The 17,733-nt window shown below is 71.9% G+C and carries 13 protein-coding genes and 1 pseudogene; 10 read left to right on the forward strand and 4 right to left on the reverse strand.

Features of this window, described 5'->3' with window-relative positions:
* The first annotated feature begins 24 nt into the window (after nt 1–24).
* The gene (locus ACGFIA_RS12240; protein ID WP_357388860.1) at nt 25–936 is read left to right on the forward strand and encodes an NUDIX domain-containing protein; all 912 of its coding nucleotides are present in this window, start codon (nt 25–27) and stop codon (nt 934–936) included.
* A 345-nt stretch (nt 937–1,281) separates the two neighbouring features.
* Nucleotides 1,282–2,196 carry a CDP-alcohol phosphatidyltransferase family protein gene (locus ACGFIA_RS12245; protein ID WP_357388858.1) on the forward strand — a complete coding sequence of 305 codons (915 nt, stop codon included), beginning with the start codon at nt 1,282–1,284 and terminating at the stop codon, nt 2,194–2,196.
* Between the two features lie 57 nt (nt 2,197–2,253).
* Here the strand turns inward: ACGFIA_RS12245 and ACGFIA_RS12250 are convergent, their stop codons facing one another.
* From ACGFIA_RS12250 to ACGFIA_RS12260, 3 genes and pseudogenes are all read right to left on the reverse strand, one after another.
* Nucleotides 2,254–3,501: a phosphatidylserine decarboxylase gene (locus tag ACGFIA_RS12250; RefSeq protein ID WP_357388856.1), complete on the reverse strand. Its 1,248-nt coding sequence runs from the start codon at nt 3,499–3,501 to the stop codon at nt 2,254–2,256.
* 390 nt (nt 3,502–3,891) lie between these two features.
* Nucleotides 3,892–4,075: pseudogene (locus tag ACGFIA_RS12255) on the reverse strand (hypothetical protein); the annotation flags it as partial.
* On the reverse strand, nt 4,072–5,997 hold the full coding sequence (locus ACGFIA_RS12260; protein ID WP_357388854.1) for a PspC domain-containing protein: 1,926 nt from the start codon (nt 5,995–5,997) through the stop codon (nt 4,072–4,074). The gene ACGFIA_RS12260 and the pseudogene ACGFIA_RS12255, both read right to left, overlap by 4 nt.
* 176 nt (nt 5,998–6,173) lie before the next feature.
* On the opposite strand from ACGFIA_RS12260, the gene ACGFIA_RS12265 reads away from it, so the two are divergent.
* The 7 genes from ACGFIA_RS12265 (at nt 6,174) to ACGFIA_RS12295 (ending at nt 14,523) form a co-directional block, all read left to right on the forward strand.
* The gene (locus ACGFIA_RS12265; RefSeq protein ID WP_357388889.1) at nt 6,174–7,424 is read left to right on the forward strand and encodes a PspC domain-containing protein; all 1,251 of its coding nucleotides are present in this window, start codon (nt 6,174–6,176) and stop codon (nt 7,422–7,424) included.
* 1 nt (nt 7,425) lies between these two features.
* Complete coding sequence (locus tag ACGFIA_RS12270; protein WP_357388852.1) at nt 7,426–8,103, forward strand: response regulator transcription factor; 678 nt, start codon at nt 7,426–7,428, stop codon at nt 8,101–8,103.
* 583 nt (nt 8,104–8,686) lie between these two features.
* Nucleotides 8,687–10,330 (forward strand): ABC transporter substrate-binding protein, encoded by a 1,644-nt coding sequence (locus ACGFIA_RS12275; RefSeq protein WP_357388850.1) that lies wholly within the window; start codon nt 8,687–8,689, stop codon nt 10,328–10,330.
* 144 nt (nt 10,331–10,474) lie between these two features.
* On the forward strand, nt 10,475–11,401 hold the full coding sequence (locus ACGFIA_RS12280) for an ABC transporter permease (RefSeq protein WP_357388848.1): 927 nt from the start codon (nt 10,475–10,477) through the stop codon (nt 11,399–11,401).
* 75 nt (nt 11,402–11,476) lie between these two features.
* Nucleotides 11,477–12,460 carry an ABC transporter permease gene (locus ACGFIA_RS12285; RefSeq protein ID WP_357388846.1) on the forward strand — a complete coding sequence of 328 codons (984 nt, stop codon included), beginning with the start codon at nt 11,477–11,479 and terminating at the stop codon, nt 12,458–12,460.
* Between the two features lie 25 nt (nt 12,461–12,485).
* On the forward strand, nt 12,486–13,514 hold the full coding sequence (locus tag ACGFIA_RS12290) for an ABC transporter ATP-binding protein (RefSeq protein ID WP_357388887.1): 1,029 nt from the start codon (nt 12,486–12,488) through the stop codon (nt 13,512–13,514).
* On the forward strand, nt 13,507–14,523 hold the full coding sequence (locus tag ACGFIA_RS12295; protein WP_357388844.1) for a dipeptide ABC transporter ATP-binding protein: 1,017 nt from the start codon (nt 13,507–13,509) through the stop codon (nt 14,521–14,523). The genes ACGFIA_RS12290 and ACGFIA_RS12295 overlap by 8 nt, the downstream gene beginning before the upstream one ends.
* Nucleotides 14,524–14,608: 85 nt before the next feature.
* On the opposite strand, the gene ACGFIA_RS12300 is transcribed toward ACGFIA_RS12295, so the two are convergent.
* Complete coding sequence (locus ACGFIA_RS12300; RefSeq protein WP_357388842.1) at nt 14,609–14,962, reverse strand: chorismate mutase; 354 nt, start codon at nt 14,960–14,962, stop codon at nt 14,609–14,611.
* A 289-nt stretch (nt 14,963–15,251) separates the two neighbouring features.
* Between ACGFIA_RS12300 and pcrA the strand changes: the two genes are divergently transcribed.
* A complete protein-coding gene (pcrA, locus tag ACGFIA_RS12305; RefSeq protein WP_357388840.1) occupies nt 15,252–17,645 on the forward strand; it encodes a DNA helicase PcrA in 2,394 nt (797 codons plus the stop codon).
* The last annotated feature ends 88 nt before the right edge of the window (nt 17,646–17,733 follow it).

A 17,733-nucleotide genomic window follows, 5' to 3' on the forward strand; every position in this document is an offset into this window, starting at 1 on the left:
TGGGGCGCGGGGGAGGGGTGGGCTGTGGAGCAGCGGCGGCGGATCGGGGCCTACGGGGTGCTGCGGGACTCCGAGGGGCGGGTGTTGCTGGCGCGCGGCTCGGCGCGGTGCCCGTACCCGGGGGTGTGGCAGTTGCCCGGCGGCGGCGTCGAGCACGCGGAACACCCGGCCGACACCGTGGTACGCGAGTTCGCCGAGGAGACCGGCCTGACCGTGGCGCCCGGTGCGATCCGGGCCGCGGTGGCCGACGTGACCCCGTTCCGCACCGAGACCGTCGCGATGCACACCGACCGGCTGATCTTCGAGGTCGAGGCGCGGGGCGGGCGGCTGCGGCCCGAGCCGGCCGGTGGCACCGACGAGGTGGGCTGGTTCACGCCCGAGGAGGCGGCCGCCCGGCTGCTGATGCCGTTCACCGCCGAGCTGCTCGGCCTGCCGGTGACGCCACTGCCGGCCGGCATGCCCCGGGGGCTGCCCGTCGACCCGGCCGGGCCGGCCGCCGACCGACGGCAGCGCTTCGCCGCGTACGGGCTGGTCACCGACCCCGCCGGCCGGGTGCTGCTCACCATGATCGCCGACGGCTACCCGGGCGCGGGTCAGTGGCACCTGCCCGGCGGCGGCACCGACCACGGTGAGCAGCCGGCCGCCGGTCTGCTGCGCGAGCTGGTCGAGGAGGCCGGGCAGCTGGGCCGGGTGGTCGACCTGATCGCCGTGGACAACCTGCACAACCCGGGCGCGCTCGGTCCGGAGCGGCGCCCGCTGGACTGGCACGGCGTCCGGGTGATCTACCGGGTACGCGTGGACGCGCCGACCGAGGCGGTGGTGACCGAGCTGGCCGGTGGCTCGACCGCGCGGGCGGCCTGGTTCGCCCCGGAGCAGGTCACGGCCCTGCGGATGACCGACGTGGCGGCCCGCGCCACCGGCCGGAGGGTGAGCTGAATCGCTCGCCGAGCCGCCCTTGGTGACCTCCGGTACAGTCAGGAGCAAGGGTTGACACCGAAAACGGGCGATGAAGCCCGAGATGGGAATGATTGAGCGGTTCGCGCGGTTACGCCAGATATAACTACCGCCGGCAGCTATCGCCAAGCCCCTGTCCCCTGTGCAATGGTGTACTCCGCAAAAGGGCTGCCGGATCCGAAAGGTCCGGCACGAGACAGCCGGACACCCGCCCCGCCAAGGGCGGCCAGCCGATCCGGTGATGGAGGAAACGTGCCGAGAGCCCCATGGCGCCGGCGTCGTACGACTGACAGTCCGCGCCCCGCAGGGCGTCGCTGGGCGGGCCGGTTGCGCCGCAGCAGCACGTTCGCCCGCCAGGTGCTGCTGGTCCGAGTGGGCCGCCGGGACGGCATGGCCGTCTCGGGGACCGACCGGGTCACCCCCGACCACCGCTACGCCGATCGCCAGCGCCTGCGCTACGGCCGGCTCGACACCGAGATCGAGGCGGTACGCCCGGTCAGCCCGGCGCTCGCCCCGGCCGCCCCGGTCGACGACGAGGCCTCGGCGATGTCGATCCCGCTCCTGCCGGGTGAGCGCACCGCCGCCCGCCGGGCCAAGTTCGCGCTCGTCAACGCGTGCACGCTGAGCAGCCTCATGCTCGGCATGCTGGCCATCTTCCTGGCCATGCGCGGTGACGTGCAGATCGCCGCGATCTGCCTGATCGCCTGCGTCGCGTTCGACGGCCTCGACGGTGCGCTGGCCCGCAAGCTCGGCGTGGCCAGCCCGTTCGGCGCGCAGATGGACTCGCTCGCCGACATGTGCTCGTTCGGCCTCGCCGCGCCGGTAGTGGTCTACGCCTCGCTGGCCGGTTCGGCGCCCCCGGCGGCCGCCGCGGTCTCCTGTGCGCTCGTCGCCGCCTGCGCGGCGATCCGGCTCGCCCGGTTCAACGTCTCGCCGAAGGACGGCCGCTTCTTCTGCGGCGTGCCGACCACCATGGCGGCAGCAGTGCTGGCCCTGACCGTGGCCATCGGCGTGCCGGTCCCCGGCCTGGTCATGGTGGCCGGCGTGGCGCTGCTCGCCTTCGCCATGGTGTCCAGCTTCCCGTACGCCAAGCTCGCCCGGCTGCTGAGGCTGCCGCCGTGGCTCTGGCTGGCCCCGGTGGTGGGTGCGCTCGTCGACATCCGGCTCACGTTCGCCCTCGTGGTGGTGGGCTACCTGGTCAGCGGCCCGCTGCTCTGGCTGCACCAGCGCCGTACCGCCTGACCCGAGAACGACAGAAGGGGCGCCGCGAGAGCGGCGCCCCTTCTTCGTGTGCGGCGCTCAGCGCCAGCGGGCGATCACCGTGGCGCCGCCGACCACCTTGTCACCCGGGCCGACGAGCGGGTCCGCGGCGTCGGCCGGCAGGTAGACGTCGGTACGCGAGCCGAACCGGATCAGGCCGAAGCGCTCCCCCCGGGCCAGCAGCGAGCCGACCGGCGCCCGCTGCACGATCCGGCGGGCGATCAGCCCGGTGCGCTGCGCGACCACCACCGTGCCGTGGTCGGTGTCCAGCACCGTGTACGCGGCCACGTTGTGCTCGGCGTCCGGCTTCATGGCGTTGACGAACCCGCCGTCGGCGACGAAGTAGTCGACCACCTTGCCGGCCACCGGGGCGCGGTTGACGTGCACGTCCAGCACCGACAGGAAGACCGCGATCCGCAGCCACTCGCCGTCACCGAAGCGCTCGTCCTGAAGGCGCTGCACGGACAGCACCTGACCGTCCGCCGAGGCCACCACCGCCGACGGGTCCTCCGGCACGTCCCGCTCCGGGTCCCGGAAGAACGCGGCCACCGGCGCGGCGGCCAGCGCCGGCAGCAGCCAGAGCTTCGACTTCGGCCGCGCGGCCCGGGCCAGGGCGGCCAGGCCGAGCGTGATGCCCGCGGCGGCCACGCCGTTCGAGTCGATGTGCATGCCCCGGGTCAGCGGCACGCTCGACGGCCGGTACGCCGGGGACAGCGAGGCCGCGAGCGCGACCGGCGCCGGGCTGAAGCGCAGGTGGTGCACGCGTACCGGCGGGGTGTTGCGCAGCACCAGGTCGGTGCGTACGCCGTGCAGCACGCCCTGCCGGTCCAGCTCGCCGTCGGCGCCCTCGGTGCGGAACAGCGGCGCGGCGACGCTCAGCACCGCGCCCTCGGCGAGGTACTTCACCAGCCCGTCGACGGCGGCGCGCGCCTCGTCCGCGGTGCCGGTGAACGGCTCGGCGACGATCACCACCGCGGCGGCGTCCGCCTCGGCGAGCGTGTCGGCCACGCGTACCCGGTCGGCGACCCAGCGGCCCTGCGCCGTGACGTGTTCGCGCAGCGCCGCCACGGCGGCGCCCTCCGCCGGCACCACAGTCAGCCGGTCGCCGGGGAGCAGCGCCTCGATCGCGGCGGCCAGCACCGCGGACTCCGGGGTCGCACCGACCAGCAGGCCGGCCTTCGGGTCGTTACGCCGGGCGAACTCGCTGACGAGCGTGCGGGCGGCGCGCTCGCCGATGCGGACCGCACCGGAGGGACCGGTGACGCGCACGGCGGGGGACTGGGTCATGTCGGACGGGCTCCTGACGAGATAGCGAACGGACGGGGCGGCTCCGGCGACCCGACCGGCGGCTCCGGCGAGTCGGGGGCGCGGGCCGGCCGGCGGAGGCGAGATCTCCGCCGACCAGCATAGGCCGCGTCCGAAGGGCGCCGCAGTGGCGCGGTCAGGCCGGATCCTCCGGCGTACGGCGCTGCCGAACCGGTTCGTCGGCTGGTTCGTCGAGCGGCGGCAGTTCGCGGGTGGCCGGCTCGGCGGGGTCGGTGGTCGCCTCGGTGGCCCATTCGTCGGCGCCGTCGGTCGTCGCCGTGCCACCGGCCGTCGCCGTGCCACCGGCCGGGGAACCGTACGGCGCGGCGACGGTGACCTCCGGTGCGGGCGGCGGGGCGGGCTGCTCCGGGGCGCGGCCCGAGCGCAGCGCGCCGATCAGCCCGAGCAGTCCGATCACCACCAGCCCGCCGGCCAGGAACCAGCCGACCGGCGGTACGGCGAGGCCGAGGATCCGGGCCAGCAGCCACCAGACGGACAGGCCGAGGAAGAGGAGTCCGAAAGCGAGCGACACGAGGTCGGTACGGTGCGCCTTCACCGGGTCACCTCCAGCTTGCCGGCGTTCACGTGGACGAAGAGGCGTAGCTTGCCGCCACCGGGACCGTCGGGGCCGGCGTCGGTGGTCTCCCACTGACGACCGCCGAGCCCGCCGCTGCGCCGGCCGAAGACGGTGGCGTCACCGGCGTTCACGTCGGCCACCGTGGTCACGTCGACGTTCGGCGGTACGACCACCGTCGCGTTGCCGAGGTTCACGTCGACTGTCACCTGGACGTCCTGCTTGTCGAAGTCGATACCGCGCAGGTCGAGCGTCGCGTCACCGAGGTTGTTCTCGTACCGGCTCGCCAGGTCGCGCAGGTCGGTCGGGGCCCAGGTGACGTTGCCGTCGATGCCGCGTACCCGGTCGTAGGACTCGGCGACGGTGGCGATGCCGAGCGCCGCCGCGGTCACCAGGCCCAGCGCGATCAGCCAGCGGGCCCGGCCGAACCAGGTGCCGACGAGCAGGCCGAGGCCGATGGTCGCGAGCACGGCGGCGAAGTAGCCGGCGGCGCCGACCGGGAAGACGTCGAGCAGGTCGAGCATGGCCACCACGCCGAGCGCCAGGAAGATCAGCGAGAACGTGACCGCGCCGAGCGCCGAGCGCTCCTTGGGCCGCTTCGGCGGCCGCGGCGGCCGGACCGGTGGCGGGACGGGCGGGCCGGGCGGTGATCCGGCGTAGGGGCCGTGCGGGGCGAACGGCGGCCGGTAGCCGCCGGGCGGCAGCGGCGCGCCCACCGGCGCGGGCGGCGGCACGGCGGCCGGCTCGTCCAGCCGGGAGCCCGCGTCCCGCGCGCCCGGCCAGGCCGGGTTCCCGCCGTATGTGGGCCAGGAGGCGGTGTCGGCGACCGCGCCGGTCACGTGCCGCATCGAGACGGTCGTCGGCTCGGCCGGGGCCGGCCGGGTGCCCGCAGCGGCGGGCCAGCCCGGCGCGGGCAGCGTCGGGTAGCCGGTCGCGGGCCCGGAGAAGCTCGCCGGGTTGCCCGGCTCGTGCTCCGCGCCGGACGTCACGGGGTTGTCCGGCTCAGAGGCGCCCGGCGTCGGGTAGCCGGGCTCGGCGGCGGGCACCGGCGGGTGGCCGGGCTCGGGCGCGGGCGGGTACCCCGGCTCGGGGCGGCGGGCCGGCGGGTAGCCGGGCTCCGGTTGGGTGGCGGGCAGGACAGCGCCGGGCAGGCCGGTGGCGGGCGCCACGCCGGGGCGTGCCGGCGGCACGGCCGGCCCGGCGGGCGCGCCGGTCCACGGCGCCGCGGGGGGAGCCGCGGGCCATGTACCCGGCGCCGGGGCCTGCGGTGCGGGCCAGGCCACCGGCGGCACCGGACCCGGCGGGGGACCGTGCGGCGGCGCCGGCTGAGCCGGGCGCTGCGCCGGGCCGCGCTGGTCGCGGTTGAGCAGGAGCGCGCCGCCGATCAGGATCACCGCGCCGAGGAGGATCGCCCGGAACCCGTCGGTCACGACGTAGGCGAAGCCGAGCGCCACCACGATGCTGAGCACGATCACCGTGATCGGCGACATGCTGGACCGGCCCCGGCCGAGCATGGCCTCCAGCGGCGAGGCGGTGTCGCCCTCGCCGGGGACGATGAGCCAGCCGGCGATGTACACGATGATGCCGATGCCGCCGAAGAAGCCGAGCACGGCCAGCAGCACGCGCCACAGCACCGGGTCGGTGTTCGTGGCCCGGCCGATGGCGGCGCACACCCCGGCCAGGTAGCGGCCCTGGCGAGGGCGTACCAGGCCGTACCGGGTGGTGAAGCCGGCGGCGCCGGGCGGTGGGGCGTACCCACCGGGTGGCGGACCGGCGAACGGCGTGCCGCCGCCGGGCGGTGGTGCCGCCTGGTCGGTGGTGGGCGCCGCTCCCGGCGGGGGCGGCGGCGGGGCGTCCTGTGCTGCCGCCCAGGGGCGGGGCGGACGGGCAGCGTCCTCGTTCATGGCTTCGATACTGCTGCCCCGGCCGCCCGAACAGCCTCCGGACCCGACCCTGACCCCACCCTGAGATCCGCGGCCGGTGAAACTCCGGGGCGTCCCCGTGGTCCGGGGCGTCGCCGCCGTGTGACGATCTGAGCGTCGGCGCTGCCGCCACATCCGCCTCGACCTGGGAGTCTCCGATCAGCAGCACCCCCGCACCGCACGCCCCGCGCCTCTACCGGGCCACCGAGCACCGGCTGGCCGCCGGGGTGGCCGCGGGCATCGCCGAGCACCTGGGCATCCCGGTGCTGCGGGTCCGCGTGGCGTTCATGGTGCTGCTCGGGTTGAGTGGTCTCGGACTGCTGCTCTACGCCGCCTTCTGGGCGGTGGTCCCGCCCCGCCCCGGCGACACCGCCGCCCCGCCCCGCCGCGACCTCGCCCAGCTGCTGCCGTTCGTGGTGATCGGCCTCGGCGTGCTGCTGCTCCAGGTGGTCGCGTTCAACTCGGTGGGCGCGGCCGGCACCGCCGGCTGGCTGGTGGCGATCATCGCGGTCGGCGCGGGCGTCATCTGGCACCAGGCCGCCCCGGAGCGCCGCCGGCAGTGGGGCGACTCCGCGGTGCCCTGGCTGGGCGCGGTGGTGGAGGAGAGCGACAGGCGTGCGTTCGTGCTGCGCTTCATCGGCGGCGGCGTGCTCGTCGCGGTCGGCATCATCGGCGTGGCGGCCGTCTACTCGCCGTCGCAGAACTTCGACGCGGTGCTCAACGGCGTGATCTTCGCGTTGGTCGGGCTGGCCGGCGTGGGCGTGGTCACCGGTCCGGTGCTCTGGCGCACCTGGAACCAGCTGCGATCCGAGCGGGAGGGCCGCATCCGGGAGCAGGAGCGCGCCGAACTGGCCGCGATGGTGCACGACCAGGTGCTGCACACGCTGGCCCTGATCCAGCGCAACGCCAGCGACGTCAAGACGGTGCAGCGGCTGGCCCGGGGTCAGGAGCGCTCGCTGCGCAACTGGCTCTACAAGCCGACCGCGTCGCCCACCGAGCGCTTCGCGGCCGCGCTGGAGCAGGCCGCCGCCGAGGTGGAGGACACCTTCGCCATCACCGTCGAGGTGGTGGTGGTCGGCGACCGGGAGACCGACGAGCGGGTGGGCGCGATAGTGGCCGCCGCCCGGGAGGCTCTGGTCAACGCGGCCCGGCACGCCGGTGTGCAGACCGTGTCGCTGTACGCCGAGGTGGAGCCGGAGCAGGTGAGCGTGTTCGTCCGGGACCGGGGCAAGGGCTTCGACCCGGATACCGTGGAGAATCACCGGCACGGCGTCCGGGGCTCGATCATCGGACGGATGAAGCGGCACGGCGGCCGGGCGGAGATCCGGTCCGAGCCGGGGGAAGGGACCGAGGTCCGGCTGATCCTGCCGATCAGCGGCTCCGGCCCCACGGCGGAAAGGGACAGGTGACATGTCCGAGCAGGAACCGGTCGAGGGTACGACGCCGCGCGGGCCGCTGCGGGTGTTCCTCGTCGACGACCACGCGATGTTCCGGGCCGGCGTCCGCGCCGAGCTGGGCGCACGGGTGGATGTGGTCGGCGAGGCCAGCTCGGTGGCCGAGGCGGTGACCCGGATCGCGGCCACCGCGCCGGACGTGGTGCTGCTCGACGTGCACATGCCCGACGGCGGTGGCCGCGCGGTGCTGGAGGCGATGCGGCGTACCCACCCGCAGGTGCGGTTCCTGGCGTTGAGCGTCTCCGACGCCGCCGAGGACGTGATCGGCCTGATCCGCGCCGGCGCGCGGGGGTACGTCACGAAGACGATCTCGCCGGAGGAGCTGACCGACGCGATCCGCCGGGTGGCCGACGGCGACGCGGTTTTCAGTCCGCGGCTGGCCGGGTTCGTGCTGGACGCGTTCGCCTCCCGGCCGGACGCGCCGGTGGCCGACCCCGAGCTGGACCAGCTCACCAACCGCGAGCGCGAGGTGCTGCGGCTGCTCGCCCGGGGGTACGCGTACAAGGAGATCGCCAAGGAGCTGTACATCTCGATCAAGACGGTCGAGACGCACGTCTCCAACGTGTTGCGCAAGCTCCAGATGTCGAACCGGTACGAGTTGTCCCGCTGGGCCGCCGACCGCCGGCTGGTCTAGGACCGGCTGCCGCCCGGGGGCGGGGCCTCGGCGGCCTCGTACCCCGGGGTGGTCGTGTCGACCGCTCAGTCGGCATGACATCATCCGGACGGACAGAAAACGCGACAGTCGTACGCCCACCAGGAACGTCCGCGCCGGCGCGGCGAACGTCACAGCTCCCCTGCCGTAGGGACACCCGTCGACCTCTTGCTGCCCGTTCTGCCTGTTCAGGGCCCTATCGTCCGCACACTTTGTGATCTTTTCTCAAGTATCGGCAACGTGGCGACCAACTAACGGCTTGATAACGGCACCTTCACGGAAAGGGCCGGTTGGTGTCACAGTGGCAGCACCTCACCCCCCGGTGTGAGGCACTTCGTCGGGCCCGTCGAACACGTGACGCCGTCTTTCGCGCCGCCGCGTGGTCGCCGACCCTGCGCGGTGCCTCGTCCAGGGTGTGGCGCCCGGCGGATCGGTACCCCTGGGGTGTCCCGAATTCCTCTGCGGTAAACCGGTGTCCTGCGGTTCGGGCCGCCGGTGGTGTCACCCCCCAAGACGTGCGTGAAACTCACGACGGAACCAGGTTAGAAAGAGGAGGCCCCTCGGAATGAGAGTCTCGAAGCGGGCGAGCGGCGCGCTCGCGGTGGGCGCGGCATTCGCGCTCGTCGCGTCCGGCTGCTCCAGCGGGAACAACGACGGTGGCGACGCCGGCGCCAGCAAGGACGGCGCGATCGTCATCGACGGCACCCAGCCGGAGAACCCCCTGGTTCCGGCGAACACCACCGAGACCGGTGGTGGCAAGGTCATCGACTGGGTGTGGAGCGGCCTGGTCGAGTACCCCAACAACGGTGGGGCGCCGCAGAACCTGCTCGCCGAGTCGATCGACACGACCGACTCGAAGGTCTTCAAGATCAAGATCAAGCAGAACACCAAGTTCCACGACGGCACCACCGTCAAGGCCGAGAGCTTCGTCAAGGCCTGGAACTGGGCGGCGTACGGCCCGAACGGCGCGCAGAACGCCTCCTTCTTCTCCGACATCCAGGGCTTCGACGACGTCTACACCGAGGACCCGGACGGCCCGGAGGGCCCGCAGAAGGCTCCGGAGCCCAAGGCCAAGGACATGTCCGGCCTGAAGGTCGTCGACGACTGGAACTTCGAGGTCACGCTCTCCGCGCCGACCTCTGTGTTCCCGACCAAGCTCGGCTACAGCGCCTTCATGCCGCTGCCGGACGCGTTCTTCTCGTCCACCCCGGCTGACTTCGGCAAGAAGCCGATCGGTAACGGCCCGGTCAAGCTCGTCTCCTGGCAGGACGACGTCGAGATCAAGCTGACCCGCTTCGACGACTACAGCCTGCGCGACAAGATGAAGATCAAGGACGTCACCGTCAAGATCTACCAGGACGACACGGCGGCGTACAACGACCTGCTCGCCGGCAACCTGGACTTCCAGCAGCAGGTTCCGGTCTCCGCGCTGGCCGGTGAGAAGTGGAAGACCGACCTGGGCGAGCGGGCCATGCCGACGACCACCCCGTCGACCGGCATCATCGCCTTCCCGATCTACGACAAGCGCTTCCAGAACCCGAAGCTGCGCAAGGCGATCTCGCTGTCCATCGACCGGCAGTCGATCACCGACAAGATCTTCTTCGGTAACCGCAAGCCGGCCGACAGCTGGGCCAACCCGCTGACCCCGGGTGCCGAGCCGAAGAACTGCACCGCCTGCAAGTTCGACGTGGCCCAGGCCAAGCAGCTCCTCACCGAGGCCGGTGGCTTCCAGGGCAAGCTGACCCTGTCGTACAACGCGGACGCCAGCCACAAGGAGTGGATGGAGGCCGTCGCCCAGCAGATCAAGACCAACCTGGGCATCGACGCGGTCGCGGTCGGCGTGCCGACCTTCGCGGTCTTCCGCGCCAACATCAACGCCTACAAGATGACCGGCGCCTACCGGGCCGGCTGGCAGCAGGACTACCCGGACGTCGAGAACTGGATCAACCCGCTCTACGTCACCGGTGGTTCCTCCAACGACGGCAAGTACAGCAACCCCGAGGTGGACCGTCTCGCCAAGGAGGCCTCCGCGGCCCCCAGCATCGAGGAGGCCCACAAGAAGTTCGCTGAGGCCGTCAAGCTGATCGACCAGGACGTCCCCTCCATGCCGATCTACTTCGGTGGCCAGCAGTCCGGCTACTCGGAGAAGATCAAGAAGCTGGAGCTGTCCAACGTCGGTGAGCTCGACATCACCTCGGTCGAGCTCTGATCCGAACGGTCTGACCCCGGGTCGGGCTCGCCTACCGGTGAGCCCGACCCGGGGCCGTTCCGCGAGGGGGTGTACAACGAACCCCTCGCACGTTGTCGCCGCCGCGCCGGCCTACCCGGCGCTCCCTGTCTGGAGGACCACCCCATGGGCCGTTATCTCTTGAGACGGCTGCTGCAACTCGTACCGGTGTTCATCGGCACGACGTTCCTGATCTACTGGCTCGTCTGGTCAGTGCCCGGTGACCCCTTCGCCGGCAAGTGCGGCGACCGCGGTTGCCCGCCGAACTACCGGGCCATGATGGTCGAGAAGTACCATCTCGACGACTCGATCTGGGTGCAGTACGCCAGCTACATGAAGAACCTTCTGCAGGGTGACTTCGGTATCACGTTCAGCGGTCGCGAGATCAGCGACATCATCGCCACGTCGTACCCGAACACCCTGAAGCTGGCGGTGGTCGCCCTCACCATCGAGGCCGTGATCGGTCTCGGTGCGGGCATCCTGACCGGTCTGCGGCGCAACGGCTTCCTGGACAACCTGGTCCTGGTCTCCACGCTCTTCCTGATCGCCCTGCCGGTCTTCGTCATCGGCTTCGTGCTTCAGTGGCTGCTCGGCGTCAAGTGGGGCATCATCAACCCGACCGTCTCCAACGAGATGCGGTTCAGCGAACTGATCGTGCCCGGGTTCGTGCTCGGCAGCGCGTCGATGGCGTACGTGGCGCGGGTGGCCCGGACGAGCATCGCCGAGAACCGGCGTGCCGACTACGTCCGTACCGCGATCGCCAAGGGCCTGCCCATGCGCCGCGTGGTCGGCGTGCACCTGCTGCGCAACTCGCTCATCCCGGTGGTCACCCTGCTCGGCACCGACCTCGGTGCGCTGATGGGTGGCGCGATCGTGACCGAGGGCATCTTCGGCATCAACGGCATCGGCCGGCAGGTGCTCCGCTCGATCGTCACGAAGGAGAGCGCTACCGTTGTGGGGATCGTGGTGGTGTTGGTGCTTGTCTATCTCGTCATGAACCTGGTGGTCGACCTGCTCTACGCCGCCCTCGACCCGAGGATCCGCTATGAGTGACCGCCGCAGCGAACGAATCGTCCCAGCAGTCTGCGCGGGTAACCACGCCCGCGCCGAGCGCAACGAGGTGCGGGCATGAGTGACCCGAGTTCCGCGTCGATCGTGACGACGCCGCCCGCGACCATGCCCACCGAGGCCGGGTCGGGCGCACCCACCGACGCCGGTCTGCCCGAGAGCGCCAAGCAGCAGAAGCCCCGTGGCCTGCTCGGCGACGCCTGGATCGACCTGCGTCGCAAGCCGCTGTTCTGGATCTCGGCGACGTTCATCCTGCTGTTCATCCTGATGGCCGCCGTCCCGTCGCTGTTCACCTCCGGCGACGCGGTGAACGGCGCGCTGGAGCGCAGCCGGGTCGAGCCGTCCTCCTCCGCCTGGTTCGGCTACGACGTGCAGGGCCGCGACGTCTACGCCCGGGTCATCTACGGCGCCCGCGCCTCGATCGTGGTCGCTGTGGTCTCCACCCTCCTGACGCTGTTCGTCGGTGGCGCCATGGGCATCATCGCCGGCTACCGCGGCGGCTGGGTGGACGCGGTGCTGTCCCGGATCGCGGACATCTTCTTCGGCCTGCCGTTCGTGCTCGGCTCGATCGTCATCCTGACCACGTTCAACGGGTCCGGCACCGACAACGGCGAGTGGACGATCATGGGCCTGGTGATCCTGTCCCTGAGCGTGCTGACCTGGCCGGTGGTGATGCGGCTGATGCGCTCCTCGGTGCTCTCCACCAAGGAGGCCGACTACATCGTCGCGGCCCGTGCCCTGGGCGCGAGCACCGGCCGGATCATCCTCAAGCACCTGCTGCCGAACTGCCTGGCGCCGCTGCTGGTCTACGGCACGATCCTGGTGGGCTCGTTCATCGGCGCGGAGGCCACGCTCTCGTTCCTCGGCATCGGCCTGAAGAACCCGGTGGTTTCCTGGGGCATCATGATCAGCGAGGCGCAGAACTACATCCGGGTCTCGCCGTTCCTGCTGTTCTTCCCCGCCGCGTTCCTCGTCACCGCCGTGCTGAGCTTCGTCATGCTCGGCGAGGCGGTCCGCGAGGCCCTCGACCCGAAGCTCCGATAGGGGAACTGAGTTGTCCGACATTCTCGTGTCCGAGCAGTCCGCGCCGGGCGCCGACGGATCCGGCCGCCCCTCGGGCCGCCTGCTCGAGGTCGACGACCTTCGGGTGGAGTTCCGCACCCGGGACGGCGTCGCCAAGGTCATCAACGGAGTCACGTACCACGTCGACGCGGGGGAGACCCTCGCCGTGCTCGGCGAGTCCGGCTCCGGCAAGAGCGTCACCGCGCAGACCATCATGGGCATCCTGGACACCCCGCCCGGGTTCGTCACCGGCGGCGAGGTCCGCTTCCACGGCAAGGACATGCTCAAGCAGTCCGCCGAGCAGCGGCGACGGATCCGTGGCGAGGGCATCGCCATGATCTTCCAGGACTCGCTCTCCGCCCTCAACCCGGTTTTCACGGTCGGCTTCCAGATCGCCGAGCAGTTCCGCGTCCGGCGCGGCATGAGCCGCTCGGACGCCAAGAAGCGCGCGATCGAGATGCTCGACCAGGTGAAGATCCCCAACGCCAAGGGCCGGTTCAGCAACTACCCGCACCAGTTCTCCGGCGGTATGCGGCAGCGCGCCATGATCGCCATGTCGCTGGCGCTGGACCCCGAGGTGCTGATCGCCGACGAGCCGACCACCGCGCTGGACGTGACGGTGCAGGCCCAGATCATGGACCTGCTCGGCGAACTGCAGCGCGAGCGGCAGATGGGCATGATCCTGATCACCCACGACCTCGGCGTGGTCGCCGACGTCGCGGACCGGATCGCGGTCATGTACGCCGGCCGGATCGTCGAGGAAGCCGACGTCTACGAGCTGTACCGCAAGCCGGCGCACCCGTACACGCTGGGCCTGCTCAACTCGATCCCCCGGATGGACGAGAAGGGCCAGGAGCTCCGCACCATCAAGGGCCTCCCGCCGAACCTGATGAACATTCCGCCGGGCTGCGCGTTCAACCCGCGTTGCCCGATGGCGCAGCCGGTGTGCCGGGAGAAGGTCCCGCCGCTGCTGCAACTGGGCAACGGCCGGGCCAGCGCCTGCCACTTCGCCGAGGAGCTGGTGAACCGTGACTGAGAACATCATCGAGGTTCGTGACCTGGTCAAGCACTACCCGGTGACCCGGGGCGTGGTGTTCAAGAAGACCATCGGCCAGGTCAAGGCCGTCGACGGCGTCTCCTTCGAACTCAAGGCCGGCGAGACGCTCGGCGTGGTCGGCGAGTCCGGCTGCGGCAAGTCGACGCTCGCCCGGGTGCTGATGAACCTGGAGAAGCCGACCTCCGGTCAGGTCCTCTACAAGGGCCAGGACATCTCGAAGCTCTCCGGCGGCGCGCTGCGGCGACTGCGCCGGCAGATCCAGCTCGTGATGCAGGACCCGTACACCTCGCTGAATCCCCGGATGACAGTGGGTGACCTGATCGGCGAGCCGTTCGAGATCCACCCCGAGGTGGCCCCGCGCGGCAGCCGGCGCAGCAAGGTCAAGGAGCTGCTCGACCTGGTCGGCCTCAACCCGGAGCACATCAACAGGTACCCGCACCAGTTCTCCGGCGGTCAGCGGCAGCGCATCGGCATCGCCCGGGCGCTGGCGCTGCGGCCCGAGGTGATCGTCTGCGACGAGCCGGTGTCGGCCCTGGACGTCTCGATCCAGGCCCAGGTGATGAACCTGCTGGAGAAGCTCCAGGCCGAGTTCGGGTTGTCGTACGTCTTCATCGCCCACGACCTGTCCGTGGTGCGGCACCTGTCCGACCGGGTCGCCGTGATGTACCTGGGCAAGATGGTGGAGATCGGCACCGAGGACGAGATCTACGAGCGGCCGACCCACCCGTACACCCAGGCTCTGCTGTCGGCGGTGCCGGTGCCGGACCCGACCGTGCGGGAGAGCAAGGCGATCATCCGGCTCCAGGGCGACGTGCCGTCGCCGGTCAGCCCGCCCTCGGGCTGCCGGTTCCGCACGCGGTGCTGGAAGGCGCAGGACGTCTGCGCCCAGGAGGTGCCGCTGCTGGAGATCCGGCCGGGCTCGGACCACCCGAGCGCCTGCCACTTCGCGGAGAAGCGGGAGATCGTCGTCACCCACGAGGTGGCCTGATCCGTTCCGGACCGCCTGCCGGCGTCAACTCGACGCCGGCAGGCGGTTCGTCGTCTCCACGGCCGTCACGGCGTCCGCGCGGCCGTCACAGCGGGCCGCGGCCGGCGCGCAGCAGCAGGAGCGCGAGCTGCGTGCCGTCGGCGCCGAGCTCGGCCCGGAACCGCTCCAGGATCTCCCGCTCGCGGGAGAGCACCAGCCGGGTGCCGCCGGACGCCATCCGGGTCGCGCCGACCTCCTGGGAGAGCGCGGCCCGCTCCTGCCAGAGCGCGATGAGCGTACGGTCGATCTCGTCGATCCGCCGCCGGATCTCGCCGATCCGTTCCGCCGCCGCCGTGTCGTCGGTGCCGGTCCGGGCCGCGGCGGCCCCGGTCGGGTCGCCGCCGGCCGGCCGGTCGTGCCGCGCCAGGCTGCCGCTGGGCTCCACCACGTCAGTCATCATCGTCGTCCCTCTCGGGGCTCGGGCCCGGTACCCGGATCCCGGAACGAAAAACGCCCCGGGCTCTGGGGAGCCCGGGGCGTTTCGTAGGTCAGTGATCAGGCGCGACCCACGGCTGCCGGACTCCCGGTGCCGTAGTAAAAGGAGAAGCGCTGATCGAACACGCGTCGAGTATGCCGACCACCCGGGCGGGCGCGCAAGAAGACGCACCAACAGGTGAGACGTGCCGGTGTGCGCCGACCGGCGGCGCGGGCGGGGAAGTGTCCGCCGGGCGGCATAGACTCGGGCTGCGATGCATCCTCTCTTCGACATTCCCGCGTCCCCACCCGCGCCGGAGTCCCGGCCGACCCCGTCGCGCCGTCCCGGGGGCCCCGGGCCGGACCCGGGCGCCCTCCTCGACGGCCTGAACGGCCCTCAGCGGGACGCCGTGACCCACGCCGGCTCTCCGCTGCTGATCGTGGCCGGTGCCGGCTCCGGCAAGACCCGGGTGCTCACCAACCGGATCGCCTACCTGCTCGCCGCCCGCGACGCGCATCCCGGCGAGATCATCGCGATCACGTTCACGAACAAGGCCGCCGGTGAGATGAAGGAGCGGGTGGCCGCGCTGGTCGGCCCGCGTGCCCGGCTCATGTGGGTCTCGACGTTCCACTCGGCCTGCGTACGCATCCTGCGGGCCGAGCACGAGCACGCCGGCCTGAAGTCGACGTTCTCGATCTACGACGCGGACGACTCGCGCCGGTTGATGCAGATGGTCGCCCGCGAGCTGGATCTGGACCCGAAGCGCTACCCGGCCCGGGGTCTGGCCGCACAGGTGTCGAACCTGAAGAACGAGCTGGTCGACCCGGAGGAGTTCGCCGGCCGGGCCAAGGGGCCCAACGAGCGGGCGCTGGCCGAGGCGTACACGCTCTACCAGCGGCGGCTGCGCGAGGCACACGCGCTGGACTTCGACGACCTGATCATGACGACGGTGCACCTGCTCCAGTCGCACCCGCACGTGGCGGAGAGCTACCGGCGCCGGTTCCGGCACGTGCTCGTCGACGAATACCAGGACACCAACCACGCCCAGTACGTGCTGATCAAGGAGCTGGTCTCCGGGACCGAGGGGATCCCGCCGGCCGAGCTGTGCGTGGTCGGCGACGCCGACCAGTCAATCTACGCGTTCCGGGGCGCGACCATCCGCAACATCCTGGAGTTCGAGCGGGACTTCACCGACGCCCGCACGATCCTGCTGGAGCAGAACTACCGCTCCACCCAGACCATTCTCAACGCCGCGAACGCGGTGATCGACCGCAACACCTCCCGCAAGCCGAAGCGGCTGTGGAGCGACGCCGGGTCCGGCGAGCAGATCGTCGGGTACGTCGCCGACACCGAGCACGCCGAGGCCGACTGGGTGGCGCGGGAGATCGACCGGCTGGTCGACGACGGCGAGACCCGCCCGGGCGACGTGGCGGTCTTCTACCGCACGAACGCCATGTCCCGGGTGTTCGAGGAGGTGTTCATCCGGGTCGGCCTGCCCTACAAAGTGGTCGGCGGGGTGCGCTTCTACGAGCGCAAGGAGGTCCGCGACGCGCTCGCCTACCTGCGTGCCGTGGTGAACGACGACGACACGGTCAGCCTGCGCCGGATCCTCAACACCCCGCGCCGGGGCATCGGCGAGCGGGCCGAGGCGTGCGTGGAGGCGCTGGCCGCGCGGGACCGCATCTCCTTCGGCGCCGCGCTGCGCCGGGCCAAGGACGCGCCGGGCATCTCCACCCGGGCGGCGAACGGCATCGCCGAGTTCGTCGCGCTGCTCGACGCGGCGCGGGAGCTGGCCGGCACCGGCACCCCGGAGGAGGTGCTGGAGGCGGTGCTGACCCGCTCGGGCTACCTGGCCGAGCTGGAGGAGAGCCTCGACCCGCAGGACGCCGGCCGGGTGGACAACCTCCAGGAACTGGTGAGCGTCGCCCGGGAGTACACCGAGCGGATCGAGGCGCTCGGCGCCGACGACGAGCGGGCCACCCTGGCCGGTTTCCTGGAGCAGGTGGCGCTCGTCGCCGACGCCGACCAGATCCCGTCCGACGACCCGGACCATCAGGGCGTGGTCACCCTCATGACCCTGCACACCGCGAAGGGGCTGGAGTTCCCGGTGGTCTTCCTGACCGGCCTGGAGGACGGCGTCTTCCCGCACCTGCGCTCGCTCGGCGACACGCGCGAGCTGGAGGAGGAGCGGCGGCTGGCGTACGTGGGCATCACCCGGGCCCGCCAGCGCCTCTACCTGTCCCGCGCGGTGACCCGGTCGGCCTGGGGCGCGCCCGCGTACAACCCGCCGTCACGGTTCCTTGAGGAGCTGCCGCCGGAGCTGGTCCGCTGGGAGCGCACCGAGGGGTCGTACACCTCGTGGGGTGGCGGGGGCGGCGGCGTCGGCGGCCGGGCGGACCGGCTCGGCCGCGGCGGCTTCGCCGGTGGCACGCCCAAGGCGACCGAGCTGGCCAAGCGGCTGGGCGTGGACGCGAGCCGCCTGGCCACCGCCAGCGAGCTGAAGCAGGCCCCGAAGGTCTCGGCCGGCGACCGGGTCAACCACCAGCGGTACGGCCTGGGCCGGGTGCTGGCGGTGGAGGGGGCCGGGCCGGGCGCCCGGGCGCAGATCGACTTCGGCGACCAGACCATGTGGCTGGTGCTGCGGCACGCCCCGATCGACAAGCTCTGAGCGCTGGGCGTTCGTAGCCCGACGGCACTCAACCCCGCAGGTCTCCGTTCGCGTCTTCCTCTGCGTCCGCTCGTGGACGCGAGACGGA

It is taken from the genome of Micromonospora sp. NPDC049203 (assembly GCF_043197215.1).
Taxonomy (GTDB): domain Bacteria; phylum Actinomycetota; class Actinomycetes; order Mycobacteriales; family Micromonosporaceae; genus Micromonospora.